This is a genomic window from Caballeronia sordidicola (assembly GCF_002220365.1).
GTDB lineage: Bacteria > Pseudomonadota > Gammaproteobacteria > Burkholderiales > Burkholderiaceae > Caballeronia > Caballeronia sordidicola_C.
Genome location: NZ_MTHB01000027.1, coordinates 119,207 through 130,870 on the forward strand (window position 1 = coordinate 119,207; position 11,664 = coordinate 130,870).

At 59.9% G+C, this 11,664-nt stretch carries 13 protein-coding genes; 4 read left to right on the top strand and 9 right to left on the bottom strand.

Translation table 11 applies throughout. The annotated features are described in order from the left end of the window. Positions 1-42 precede the first annotated feature (42 nt). Positions 43-1,575 carry a sensor domain-containing diguanylate cyclase gene (locus BSU04_RS04005; protein WP_089159375.1) on the top strand — a complete coding sequence of 511 codons (1,533 nt, stop codon included), beginning with the start codon at positions 43-45 and terminating at the stop codon, positions 1,573-1,575. Between the two features lie 202 nt (positions 1,576-1,777). Here the strand turns inward: BSU04_RS04005 and BSU04_RS04010 are convergent, their stop codons facing one another. From BSU04_RS04010 to BSU04_RS04030, 5 genes are all read right to left on the bottom strand, one after another. Beyond that, entirely contained in the window at positions 1,778-2,251 is a 474-nt protein-coding gene (locus BSU04_RS04010) for a hypothetical protein (protein WP_089159376.1), read from the bottom strand. A 198-nt stretch (positions 2,252-2,449) separates the two neighbouring features. Then, the gene (locus BSU04_RS04015; protein WP_089159377.1) at positions 2,450-3,742 is read right to left on the bottom strand and encodes an NAD(P)/FAD-dependent oxidoreductase; all 1,293 of its coding nucleotides are present in this window, start codon (positions 3,740-3,742) and stop codon (positions 2,450-2,452) included. Positions 3,743-3,751: 9 nt separating this feature from the next. Then, complete coding sequence (locus BSU04_RS04020; protein WP_089159378.1) at positions 3,752-4,498, bottom strand: amino acid ABC transporter ATP-binding protein; 747 nt, start codon at positions 4,496-4,498, stop codon at positions 3,752-3,754. Then, a complete protein-coding gene (locus BSU04_RS04025; protein WP_089159379.1) occupies positions 4,495-5,151 on the bottom strand; it encodes an amino acid ABC transporter permease in 657 nt (218 codons plus the stop codon). Before BSU04_RS04025 ends, BSU04_RS04020 begins: the two co-directional genes overlap by 4 nt. A 31-nt stretch (positions 5,152-5,182) precedes the next feature. Continuing rightward, positions 5,183-5,950, bottom strand: a complete 768-nt coding sequence (locus BSU04_RS04030) for an ABC transporter substrate-binding protein (protein ID WP_089159380.1) — start codon at positions 5,948-5,950, stop codon at positions 5,183-5,185. 208 nt (positions 5,951-6,158) lie between these two features. Here BSU04_RS04030 and BSU04_RS04035 point away from each other — a divergent pair, with 208 nt between their 5' ends. Then, on the top strand, positions 6,159-6,950 hold the full coding sequence (locus BSU04_RS04035) for an IclR family transcriptional regulator (RefSeq protein ID WP_089159429.1): 792 nt from the start codon (positions 6,159-6,161) through the stop codon (positions 6,948-6,950). Between the two features lie 95 nt (positions 6,951-7,045). On the opposite strand, the gene BSU04_RS04040 is transcribed toward BSU04_RS04035, so the two are convergent. The 4 genes from BSU04_RS04040 to BSU04_RS04055 all read right to left on the bottom strand — a co-directional run bounded on the left by BSU04_RS04040 (position 7,046) and on the right by BSU04_RS04055 (position 9,978). After that, entirely contained in the window at positions 7,046-7,582 is a 537-nt protein-coding gene (locus BSU04_RS04040; protein ID WP_089159381.1) for a YMGG-like glycine zipper-containing protein, read from the bottom strand. Between the two features lie 25 nt (positions 7,583-7,607). Beyond that, positions 7,608-7,970 (bottom strand): hypothetical protein, encoded by a 363-nt coding sequence (locus BSU04_RS04045; protein WP_373452790.1) that lies wholly within the window; start codon positions 7,968-7,970, stop codon positions 7,608-7,610. 714 nt (positions 7,971-8,684) lie between these two features. Then, complete coding sequence (locus tag BSU04_RS04050; protein ID WP_089159382.1) at positions 8,685-9,380, bottom strand: anti-sigma factor family protein; 696 nt, start codon at positions 9,378-9,380, stop codon at positions 8,685-8,687. Then, a complete protein-coding gene (locus tag BSU04_RS04055) occupies positions 9,370-9,978 on the bottom strand; it encodes an RNA polymerase sigma factor (protein ID WP_089159383.1) in 609 nt (202 codons plus the stop codon). The genes BSU04_RS04050 and BSU04_RS04055 overlap by 11 nt, the downstream gene beginning before the upstream one ends. 314 nt (positions 9,979-10,292) lie before the next feature. On the opposite strand from BSU04_RS04055, the gene BSU04_RS04060 reads away from it, so the two are divergent. Then, a complete protein-coding gene (locus BSU04_RS04060; protein WP_089159384.1) occupies positions 10,293-11,258 on the top strand; it encodes a metallophosphoesterase family protein in 966 nt (321 codons plus the stop codon). A gap of 35 nt (positions 11,259-11,293) precedes the next feature. Then, a complete protein-coding gene (locus BSU04_RS04065) occupies positions 11,294-11,659 on the top strand; it encodes a cupredoxin domain-containing protein (protein ID WP_256982120.1) in 366 nt (121 codons plus the stop codon). Positions 11,660-11,664: the final 5 nt, after the last annotated feature.

The following is an 11,664-nucleotide window of genomic DNA, read 5'->3' on the forward strand; positions in this document are numbered from 1 at the left end:
ATAAGCGCCAGACAATAGCGCCTTAGCGTTGGAAGCCTTCGAATGTTAAAAAAACCGACTATTTTCTTTCGGCTAAGAGCGGCTTTAGCACGCCATCCGAATGCAATAGGTCTAGGTAGCATCGCTTTCTCAGTGATCGTGTTCGGGTTCGCCCTGGCTGTTCTAGTGCAGGCGCGTCAGGACGCGACCGCTCGCGCCGTCGAGAATGCGGACAACCTCGCGCGGGTCATTGAACATGACATCACCTACACCTCCCAACTCACGGACCTTTCCATCCAGGCGGCCGTGGACGGCGCACAAGACGCAGATGTCATGCGGTTGCCGGACCACCTGAGGCGGGAACTTCTCTTCGACAGATCCGCTACCGCCAGCCAGTACATAGGCTCGTTGCTGTGCCTTGATTCGCGGGGCAAGATCATTGTGGATTCCACAAGCGTGGTTCCACGCAGCGTGAATCTGGCCGATCGCACATGGTTCACCGTTCATCGCGACAATCCAAAGCTGGGGCTGTTTGTCAGCCGTCCACTCCAGTCGCGCCTCAATCCCGGCGAGGTCGATCTCATGTTCAGCCGGCGCGTGAACCATCCTGATGGCTCGTTCGCCGGTGTGGTGGTGGCGGCCTTTCGCCTCGACTACTTCCAGAACCTGCTGTCGGGCGTCAAGCTGGGCCCCGGGGGGAACATTACGCTCTTGCAGGATGACGGCCATGTGATCCTACGTTATCCGAATGATGGAACCCCGGTTGACGAGAACTTCAGCGGTAGAAAAAATTTCGAGCGGTTCAGGCAGACGCATGAGACGTCGTTCCTCGGCACGTCCGGGAAAGACGGAAAGGAGCGGCTCTACAACTTTCGCAGATTCGACAAGCTGAAAATGATCGTGATCATTGCGCCCGCGGCCCGTTACGTGTTCGCGGACTGGACGAGCCGGGCGTGGTACATCGGCATTGTCACCGCGCTGCTGATCGTCGGTATGTTGTTCGCAGCGCAGCTTCTCTCGGTGGAATTCCGGCACAGGCTGGTCGTGGAGCAGCAGTTACGCGACATGACGCGTATCGACGGGCTGACGGGTCTCAGTAACCGGCGCAGTCTGGACGATCGTCTCATGCTCGAATGGCACCGCGCGAAACGCTCGGGAAAACCATTGGCGCTATTGTTCGTGGATATCGACCGGTTTAAACGCTACAACGACACGTACGGTCATCAGGCCGGTGACGATGCGTTGACCGCCGTGGCACAGGCGATCGCGCGCAACAGCCAGCGGCCGGGCGATATCGCTGCTCGCTTCGGGGGCGAGGAGTTTGTCGTCGTGCTGCCGGAGACCGACGGTGCGGCGGCGGCTGTGGTTGCAGCCGCTATCCACGCGGCTGTGCGTGGACTGGCTATCGAACACAACGGGAGCGAACATGGGGTTATCACGGTGAGCATTGGCGTGGCGTGTACAGACACCGAAGAGGTGACCGACGCGCTTGGGCTCATCAAGGTGGCAGACCAGGCCGTGTATCGGGCGAAGGCCTCAGGCAGAAACCAAACCAGCATGGCCGAGCCATTCGGCGGAGCGGCCGTTACGACCTAGGCCGGATTTGAATGCCCACGGCTTCATGCAAGGCGCGCATCAGGTGTGACCACCACCAGTACGCGACCTCAGGCTGATAGTAACAGCGCGCGCTCTGGCGTTCGATTGGCGGGTTCCAATCGAAGAGGCTAGAGCGGTGATGGTGTCCCTTATGTTGCTGCCGCTTAGTTGCCCGCGGCAACATCCTTTCAAAACCGCGCTCTCAGGCCGCGCCGGTGACCGGGGTTTTGTCACGGGTTGACGTGACATGCTGTCTGGCCGCCTCGTTGCCATGAGACAGCGCGCGCACGGCAAGGGAAAACGCTAACTGGGTGTCGTGAGCGACAGCGCTACGGTCATCGTCGAAGAGTTTGGCCGCGTGGCGCAAATGCTGCGCCGCTTGTCCATGGAGCTCCGCGGCGGCTGCGTGATGCTGCGCTGCGGTGGTGCTGTGTTCAGCGGAACCCGTTGGCGGAGGCAATACTGTCGACGCACCCGCATTGTGTTTGACGACGTTGTTGGCTTCGTCTATGGCGTGAAGCGCATAACCATGTGCCATGACCGCCTGATGGGCGGCGTGGTCGTAGTCCTTGCCCGCTCCGAAATGGTGTGACGCCTCGCGGTGAAATCGCGCGGCCTGCTCGTGATGCGACGCTGCGGCTTCGAGATGTCCCTTTTTACTTTGTTTTGTGTTCATGGCTGCTCCTCCTGTACAACTTGTCCGACTTCGACGTTTGACCCGTCGCATGATCCACGCAACAGGCCGGAACCTATCCAATGAATTTACGCTTCTTCGGTTCCGGGAGGTTTTTTTTCGGCAGGCGGGTGCGCTCTTGGTGTGGCTTATCCGTAAGCCGGTCTGCAGCGAAGCACGCTGGCTTTCATCTAACAGCCGTCAGGAAAGCGCATCGAGAAAGCCGTACCACGCCACGCCCGCACTGATATAGATGCGCTGCAGCGCATGAAGAGGGATCGGCTTGATTGACGTGGGCGGCAGGGGCAGTCCCTGTGCCGCGCCGCTCATGAACGCGGCCAGGTGTTTGCCCAGGGTGGTCGCCATCGCGATGCCGCGCCCGTTGTAACCCAGGGCAATCGTCAAGCCCTCGGCAGGCGTGTGCACATGCGGCAGGAAGTCCCGTGTAATGGCGATGCGTCCCGCCCATCGGAATTCAAAGTCGATGCCTGCGAGTTGCGGATACATCAACCGCGCTGCGCGTTCAAGATGCGACCAATCAGCAGCAGTGCGCGGATCGCGGAAGGGACCGCGGCCCCCCATCAGCAAGCGGCCTGCGGCGTCCTTGCGGAAATACAGCAGGAGTCGCCGCGAGTCCGACGCGACTTCGCGTCCAGGCAGCACGGTCGCTGAGATATCGTCGGGTAAAGGCCGGGTTGCGACAATGAAACTGTTCGCCGCGATCACAGATTGTGCGAGGCCGGGCCAAAGCGAATCGGTATAACCGTTGGTCGCGAGCAGCACCTGTTTCGCATCGATGACAACGCCGCCCGCACATCGCACACGCCAACCGCCGGAACTCTGTTCGAGCGCGACCGCGCGCGTGGCGCCATGAATGGCGGCGCCCGCTGCCTTCGCCGCACGCGCCAGTCCACGCGCATAACTCAGCGGCTGCACGCTGCCGGCACGTTTGTCGATCCAGCCGCCTACGAAGGTTTCAGTGCCGAGACGCTTCGAGACCTGCGTGCGGTCAAGTAGTTCGACCGGTGCACCACGCGCTTCCCACTGCCGCGCGCGGGCGTGCAGCGTGCCGAGCAGCTTGTCGGAATGCGTGGGCTGAATCCAGCCATTGCGGGTGGCATCGCATTGGATCTGGTGGCGTTCAATCAGGTCGAAGACCGTGTCCGCGGCGCTGCCCGCGATCTGCGCGAGGGCATCACCATCGCGTGAACCATATCGGCGGATGAGTTCATCCGGATCGTATTTCAGCCCCGGGATCACCTGGCCGCCGTTGCGGCCGGACGCGCCCCAGCCCGGTTCGTTCGCATCGATCACGCAGACTTTCAACCCATGCGCGGCAAGATGCAATGCGCTCGACAGACCCGTATAACCCGCCCCGACAATCAGCACATCGGTTTTGACGGAGGTGTCGAGCGAAGGCGTATCGACGGACGGTTCCGCAGTCGCGGCCCACAGAGAGGGCGGCAACGCTCGTGCAACTTCAACAAGGCTCATGTTGGATATTCAGGTCGAAGGCGCGTCGGAGGAGGTGAGTACCCGGCGCAGGAAATCGCGTGTGCGAGGATGTTGCGGACGTTCGAGCAGATCGGCTGCGGCGCCTTCCTCGCATATCGTGCCGTCGTAGAGAAAGCACACCCTGTCCGCCACCTCGCGCGCAAAACTCATTTCGTGCGTGACGACGATCATGGTCATGCCGTCATAGGCGAGTTGGCGCATGACGTTCAGTACCTCGCCGACCAGCTCCGGATCGAGCGCGGAAGTAGGCTCGTCGAAGAGGATGGCCTTGGGTTCCATGGCGAGCGCGCGGGCGATCGCCACGCGTTGCTGCTGGCCGCCCGATAATTCCGACGGATAGGCATCCATACGATGCCCGAGCCCGACCTTGTCGAGCAGATGGCGCGCCTTTTCGCGGGCTTGCACACGGCCTTCCTTTTTCACGAACACCGGACCCTCGCAGACATTTTCCAGGGCGGTACGGTGCGGCCATAAGTTGAAACGCTGGAACACCATGCCCACTTGCATGCGCAAATCGTGAATGTGTTTCGAACGGGCATCGACTGCATTGCCATCCACGGTGATCGTGCCGGCGTCATGCATTTCCAGGCCGTTGATGCAACGCAGGAGCGTCGATTTACCCGACCCCGACGGCCCGATCAGACAGACCACCTGACCCGCTTCAACGTTGAGGCTGACGCCCTTCAGCACTTCCTGATCGTGGAAGCGTTTATGAATCGATTCAACCTTGATCATCGTTTCCCCTTGAGGCCGAGGCGGCGTTCGAGGCGGCGTAAGCCATAGACGAGCGGCAGGCTGAGCGCGAGATAAAGCAACGCAACCAGCGTGAATACCGTCATGTTCTGGAAAGTCGACGATGCGATCAACTGCCCGGCACGCGTCATCTCAGCAACCGTAATGGTGGATGCGAGCGACGAGTCCTTCAGCATCATCACGAGTGTGTTGCCGTAGGACGGCAGTGAGATCTTGAACGCCTGCGGCAGCACCACGCGCCGCATGATCAAGGCGCCGCGCATGCCGATGGATTGCGCGGCCTCTATCTGCCCATGATCGATCGCCTGGATACCCGCTCGAAAATTCTCGGCCTGATACACGGAATAGGCGATGCCAAGTCCGATAAAACCGGCCTGGAAGGCTGACAAGCTCACGCCGAGATCGGGCAATACGAAGTAGATATAAAAGAGCTGGACGATGATCGGCAGACCGCGGATCACGTTGATGAACGTCGCCGCCGCGTGCGAGGCGAACTTGTTCGACGACACGCGCATCAGCGCCAGCAGGAGTCCGAGCAGCGTGCTCAGGATGAACGAGCAGAAGGTGATCTCGATCGTGACGATCGCGCCTTTCAGCAGGATCGGCAGGAACTCGATGGCGTTCTGGAAGAACATGGCTTCTATCCTCTCTGTGCCGAGGACGTTTTTATTCCACCTGCCACTTCTTGATGATCTGCATCAGGGTGCCGTCCGCCTTGATCTTCTTGATGCCTGCGTTCAACTGGTCGAGCGTGGCGGTGTCGCCCTTGCGTACCACGAAGCACACCTGGCCCACCACTTCCGGCTGATACTCGGTGACCAGTCGCAATTGCGGATTCGGGTTGTGCTGAAGCTGGTAAGCAATGATCGGATGGTCGCCGAAGCCAGCCTTGATGCGTCCGAGCGCGACGTCGCGCATGATATCGGCGACGGAATCGTAGGTGCGCACTTCCTTGAAAATGCCTTTCTTGTTCAGTGCGTCGACAAACGCCGTACCTACTTGAGCGCCTACCACTTCGCCTTTGAGCGAGTCCATTGACGGATATTTACCGGTATCGTCGGCGCGAACGATGAGGCCTTCGCCATACGAATAAACCGTGTCCGAGAAGTCGACGACCTGCTGGCGTGCCGGCGTCTTCAGCATGGCAGCCGAAATGATGTCGATCTTCTTCGTGGTCAGCGAAGGAATTAGTGAGGAGAACGTGGTTTGTTCGATACTGACGTCAAAGCCTGATGCCTTGCCGGTTGCCGTGATGGCGTCGACCAGCAAGCCCTGAATCGAGTTGGACTTGACGTCGAGGAACGTGAACGGCACACCTGTGGCCGTCGCGCCGACCGTATAAGTGGGGGCGGCGGCCATCGACCGCGCCGGAGCGCCCGTGAGCAGCAATCCCGTTACAAAGACACAGGCGAAACGTCTGACGAACTTGAACATGAGGCTCTCCACTTATTGGGAAGGATCGATTTAAGAATCGTTAAATGATGTTTTTCGTATCTTATTCGAGTCAAAAAAATCGTCAATCGAAATATGCGTATCGATATTCGATATGGTAGTGTTACATCATGAGCTCGAGGCTTGAGCCAAACAATTGGGTAAATCCATGAACCGAAACAAACCCGTCCTTCAAGCGGACGTGCCTGCAATGGCTGGTGATTCGCCAGATACGCCGGATGCGCTGTTTAATCAGTCGTTGGAAAAGGGCATAGCGGTGTTGCGAGCGTTCAGTGCGCAGCGGCGCACGATGACTTTGCCGGAGGTGGCGCAGGCCACCTCCATCACCAAGAGTTCGGCGCAGCGGATGATCTACACGTTGGAAAAGCTGGGGTATGTGAAGAAGCATCCACGCACGAAGCGTTACCAGCTTGCGGTGAAGGCGATGCAGATTGGCTTCAACTATCTGGCCGCGGATACGTTGATTGATGTTGCCAATCCATTCTTGTCGGAGTTGACGAATGTAACGGGGGAGACGACCAACCTGACGGAGCCGGACGGGCTCGATATGGTTTATGTCGCGCGCTTTGTGTGTACGAAATTCTTGCCGATCCACATGCCTATCGGCAGTCGCATTCCGATGTATTGCACGGCGTCAGGGCGGGCTTATCTGGCAGCGTTGCCGGAGGATGAGTCACGTATGCTTCTTGAACGAAGTGAGCGTGTTGTGCACACGCAGTACACCGTGACGGATCTAGGCGAGATCGACGCCCGGCTGGCGCAAGGGAGGCTGAGCGGTTATGCGTCGAACAGGGAAGAGTTGTTTATCGGCGACATGACGATTGCAGCGGCCGTGGTCGACGGGGAACGGCGGCCAGTGGGATCGGTGCATGTTGTAGCGCCCACGAGTCGCTGGACGCTCGCCGAAGCGGAGCAGCGCCTGGCACCGGCAGTGATTGATTGCGCTCGCGGAATCAGCAATTCGATCCGTACGCTAGGATAGATTTTTCGTTCGCACTCCTCCAACTGAACCCCTTGGCCGGGTGCGAACGAACCCAACGAAACCAACCCAACGAAACCGACGACAGCACGCCTTCTTCAATACCCCGGCGGCGGAGGCGGCGGCATCCCGGGCGGCGGTGGCGGAGGCGGCGGCTGCGTCGAATAAACGCCTTGCGGGGGCGGTGCGCTCATCATCCGGCCACGCATTGGCACGCGGTTACCGTTCGCATACATGCACTGCAGATACGCGTAGTCATAGCGCCGCTGCACGTCATAGGCCGAACCTTGCGCGTTGGTCGCACCAAACAAACTGCCGCCCAGCAGGCCGGCGCCGGCGCCAATAGCTGCGCCCGAACCGCCGCCGAACGCCGCACCTGCCGCCGCGCCCAACGCCGTACCGACCACCGCACTGCCCACGGCGCTATTGGTAGTAGCCTGATTGGCCGAGTCACCTCCTACCTGTCCATACGCAAACTGACGACACGAACCGTCGTCCGCGCGGAACTGGTCGAAAGTCTTGCCAGTGCCAGGAAGGGCCATCACGCTCGGTCCCGGAGGCACCACGGCGCACGCGCCAAGAATGCCCAGCGAAACCCCCATCGAAACGAGTAATGCAAGTCTTGGATACTTCATGACGCTTTGATCTTCCGTTCAAGGATTACTGAGAGTTGCCTGGCTGCGGCGCCACGGGACGCCAGCCGGTCGGGCAGTCCTTCACATACGGGTAATACGCTTTCGATGCCTCGCAGTAGTACCAGGAACCGCCCTGCTGTCCGGAGGCATCGGCTGATGGCCCCGGACCCTGCGCTTGTCCCTGTTCGACATAGTCGACTGGTGGCGGCGCCGGCACAGCCACGACCGGCGGGTAAGGGTAGTAATACGGAACGGGCGCAACCGGATAGTAATAAGGTACTCCCACCCCTACACCCACAAAAACACGTGCAGCATTCGCCGGGCCACAGATACAGGCCGCGGCGACTGCCACCGCCGCCAGCGGCAAGCAAGAATTCAGGCGTTTCACGACATTTCTCCCAACCTGGTTTGACGACACGCTCCCCGACTTTTTACCGTAAGCAGATATCGGACCGTCCCGCGATCCGCTGAATTATAGGAGCACAACTGAACGCTAATTCAGTTGACCACGAAGTGCCATTACAGACGTTACGCTTCATTTTTCCGATCGTTACAAAACACCCGTTCACACCCTCATTCGCAAGAAAATTGACAGCATTAAGTAATATGTTTTACGAGAACCATTCAATAATAGTTAGGTAGTGCCGGGCGGCTGCGTAAAACGCATGAAGTATCCGCCCAAGCGGTCCGCCAGCATGGTTCCTACCATGGGTAACGATCACGTCGTCACATAATTCCGGACGCGAAGTGTTTTGTACGTGAGACGCCGAATCGTCTTCAGGCACAACTGGGGGCACCCGTGAATGCGCACACGCGCGACTGTCGCGACTGTCGCGACTGTCGCGACTGTCGGCGCGATTGCGGCGCAATGGGTGATCGGATCGAAGAGAACGTGCTGGCGCAGCACCTGTCGCTGTTGTGGGTGAACCTGAAGCGCGAGGCTTCGTGGCGGCGGTGAAGGACGGTGCCGGCAAGCCGGAGCGGGGTCGGATGAAAAATGCGGGCGCGGCAGCGGTTCTGCGCGCGCCATGATGTAGACCGCGACGCTTGGCCCGCCGTCCGAAAATCCACGGACCGCGGGGGTCAAGCCACGCGGTCCCGCTTATTGCCGCGTTCCTGCTTTGATCGCTTCGGCAAACCGCTTGATGTAGACCGGCGATGCATCGCTGATTGCCCAATACACCATGCCGTCCTGACGCCACTGGACCAGCGAATAACCATCGTCGGATTGCGTGATAAGAGGCGTGGATGAAGGCGCGCTTTTGACATCGTTTTTGCCATGATCTTCAGGGAAGACATACAAGTCGATCGGGTGCTTCAGATACCGGTAGATCATGACGGCAACGGGGCGATGATCCACATAATCGAGCCGCCCGCCGACCAGCGGAAAGCCTTGCGCCTGGGGATCGACCACGGGCGGCGCATAGTCGATGCGCCCGTTGAACCAGGGCTTGACCGTATGCTGGTCGCTCGACAGCACATCCATCGTGCGCGCCGACATCAGCGCCCGTACATGGCTTGAAACGATCTCCTGTTGTACGTCTGCGCCACGGGGCGGCGGCTGGGTCCAGAGCAGCGTCATGAAGACGAGCGAGCACAAGCCGATTCCCGCCATTCCTCCGCCGATGAACGGCAGTCCCGCCATGCGCCACGACCAGTTCCAGGGAGACGGATTTTTCCTGGCTGCTTCTGCTTTCATCCGGGCATGCACCTGCACCCGCAAGGATTCCGGAGCTCGTTCGTAAAGCGAGCCGTCGCGCAGTTTCTCAGCGAGCGATGAGTTGGATTTAGTTTCCACGCTTGGACTCCTCCGGACCGGCGGGTGGTGTTTTGACCAGGCGGATTGCCTGCTGTTCCGACCCACCCTGGGCCGCCCGTACAGCCGTGCACAACAGGCGGCGCGCGCGCGAAAGCCGTGACATGACGGTGCCCAGCGGGATGCCCGCCACGGCCGCTACGTCCCTGTAGCTCATGTCTTCCAGTTCACGCAACACGATCACCTCACGATATTCAACCGGCAACGTAGCCAACGCCCGATGCACGAGTTCGGTCTCGTCCTGACGCACGGCCAATTTCTCCGGATCGTCGCCGCTTTCATCGGCCCAGCCGGGAAGCTGATCGTCGACATTGAGCGAGTCGTCGTAGGGCGTTGCATCCGCGCGGTTATGTTGCCGGCGCCATTCGGTGAACCACGTATTGCGCACGATCGCCAGCAGCCAGGCGCGCGGATTGTCGCCCTCATAGCCATCGAAGTAACGAAAGGCTCTCAGGAAGGCTTCCTGCACGACGTCGTCGGCGTCCGTGGGACTGCCGCTCAGCCAGCGGGCAAGGTTATACGCCGCGTCCAGATGCGGCAGCATCACCGCGTCGAAGCGATTCGGCGAGTGCTTCGCCATCGGTACTCTCCCTGGCAAGCGATATTGCCGCGGAATTTGCGGAACGTGCGCCACGCGCCAACGCGCAGGGCGGGTCGCCGGTCGGTCCGCAATACCGCAAATACTGCAATTACTGCGATATGCGATACCGCGATACAAGACGCCGGCTCTCAACTGTACTTACCGGTCAGCGGCCTGATTTATTCCCGATTATGCGGGTATGGCAAAAAAATTCACCGGGAATAAAGCGGCGCCCCTCCGAGTTTGATGGGCATGGGGCAAGGCATACCCGCCTTGCATACCCGTATTGCACCCCCATCCACCAGGAGCCGTTCATGCCCGACCTCGATAAAAAAATCCTTTCGCCCGAACCTCTCACGGAACACGGCGCCAGACGGCGCACCGCACTGACGTGCATGGCATGGGCCGGTGCGGGCATGCTGTGGACCTTGAACGGCGGCGTGCCGGGGTCGAAGCTGATGGGCGGGACCGCGCAGGCAGCGCAAACCGACCGTCATGCGTTCAGCTTCGTGCAGATCAGCGACAGTCACATAGGCTTCAGCAAGGACCCGAACCTCGATCCTGCAAGCACACTGCAGGAAGCCGTCGACAAGATCCGCACGAGCCCGGAGAAGCCCGGGTTCATCATCCATACCGGCGACATCAGCCACCTGTCCAAACCCGGCGAGTTCGATACCGCTACGCAGATCGTCCAGAGCGCCGGGCTCGATGTGCACTACGTACCCGGCGAACACGACGTTTTGGTCGACGACGGGGGGTCGTATTTCGAGCGTTTCGCCAAACCCTCGGACCCCAAGTGGTACAGCTTCGATCAGGGTGGGGTGCATTTCATCGGCTTGACCAATGTGCTGGACCTGCGTGGGGGCGGCCTGGGTTTTCTCGGCGATGAACAGCTGGCGTGGCTGAAGCAAGACCTGCACGCGCGCACAAGCAGCACGCCAATTGTCGTGTTCGCGCATATCCCCCTCTGGTCTTTGTATCCGCAATGGGGCTGGGGGACGGACGACAGCGCGCAGGCGCTGAGTCTGATGAAGCGTTTCGGCTCGGTGACGGTGCTTAACGGCCATGTGCATCAGGTCGCGCAAAAAGTTGAAGGTGAGATCAACTTTTACTCCGCGTTGTCGACCGCCTTTCCGCAGCCGGCACCCGGTACGGCTGCAGGTCCCGGTCCGATGAAAGTCCCCGCGGACACGCTTCGCAAGATGCTGGGGGTGCGTTCAGTCAACTATGTCCCGGGAGAGGCCGACCTGGCCATTGTCGATACGCGGCTCAGCGTATGAGTGCCTCTTTGAACAAGCGGAGAACGATGATGACAATGCCTGATCTTCAGGGCGTATGGGTAGCGAAGATCGCTGCTAGAACAATGGCCGCACTGTGCTTGGCGACGGCGCTGGCGGCTGCACCCGCATTCGCCGCCGAGGCGAAACCGGCCGCGACCGTGGTGATCGACAATTTTTCCTTTAGTCCTGCTCAGTTGTCCGTTGCAGCAGGGTCGACCGTGACCTGGGAGAACCACGACGACATGCCTCATACCATCGTCAACGATGCAACCCCACGCGAATTCAAATCGGCGCCGCTCGATTCCGGGGAGCACTTTTCACAGACGTTCGCGAAGCCCGGTACGTACAAGTATTTCTGTTCGATCCATCCGCATATGACGGGCACGATCGTGGTGAAATAAAGGGA

Coding starts and splice junctions, on each gene's coding strand:
- BSU04_RS04005 (WP_089159375.1), top strand. CDS start 43: ATGTTAAAAAAACCGACTATTTTCTTTCGGCTAAGAGCGGCTTTAGCA.
- BSU04_RS04010 (WP_089159376.1), bottom strand. CDS start 2,251: ATGAACACAAAACAAAGTAAAAAGGGACATCTCGAAGCCGCAGCGTCG.
- BSU04_RS04015 (WP_089159377.1), bottom strand. CDS start 3,742: ATGAGCCTTGTTGAAGTTGCACGAGCGTTGCCGCCCTCTCTGTGGGCC.
- BSU04_RS04020 (WP_089159378.1), bottom strand. CDS start 4,498: ATGATCAAGGTTGAATCGATTCATAAACGCTTCCACGATCAGGAAGTG.
- BSU04_RS04025 (WP_089159379.1), bottom strand. CDS start 5,151: ATGTTCTTCCAGAACGCCATCGAGTTCCTGCCGATCCTGCTGAAAGGC.
- BSU04_RS04030 (WP_089159380.1), bottom strand. CDS start 5,950: ATGTTCAAGTTCGTCAGACGTTTCGCCTGTGTCTTTGTAACGGGATTG.
- BSU04_RS04035 (WP_089159429.1), top strand. CDS start 6,159: ATGGCTGGTGATTCGCCAGATACGCCGGATGCGCTGTTTAATCAGTCG.
- BSU04_RS04040 (WP_089159381.1), bottom strand. CDS start 7,582: ATGAAGTATCCAAGACTTGCATTACTCGTTTCGATGGGGGTTTCGCTG.
- BSU04_RS04055 (WP_089159383.1), bottom strand. CDS start 9,978: ATGGCGAAGCACTCGCCGAATCGCTTCGACGCGGTGATGCTGCCGCAT.
- BSU04_RS04060 (WP_089159384.1), top strand. CDS start 10,293: ATGCCCGACCTCGATAAAAAAATCCTTTCGCCCGAACCTCTCACGGAA.
- BSU04_RS04065 (WP_256982120.1), top strand. CDS start 11,294: ATGCCTGATCTTCAGGGCGTATGGGTAGCGAAGATCGCTGCTAGAACA.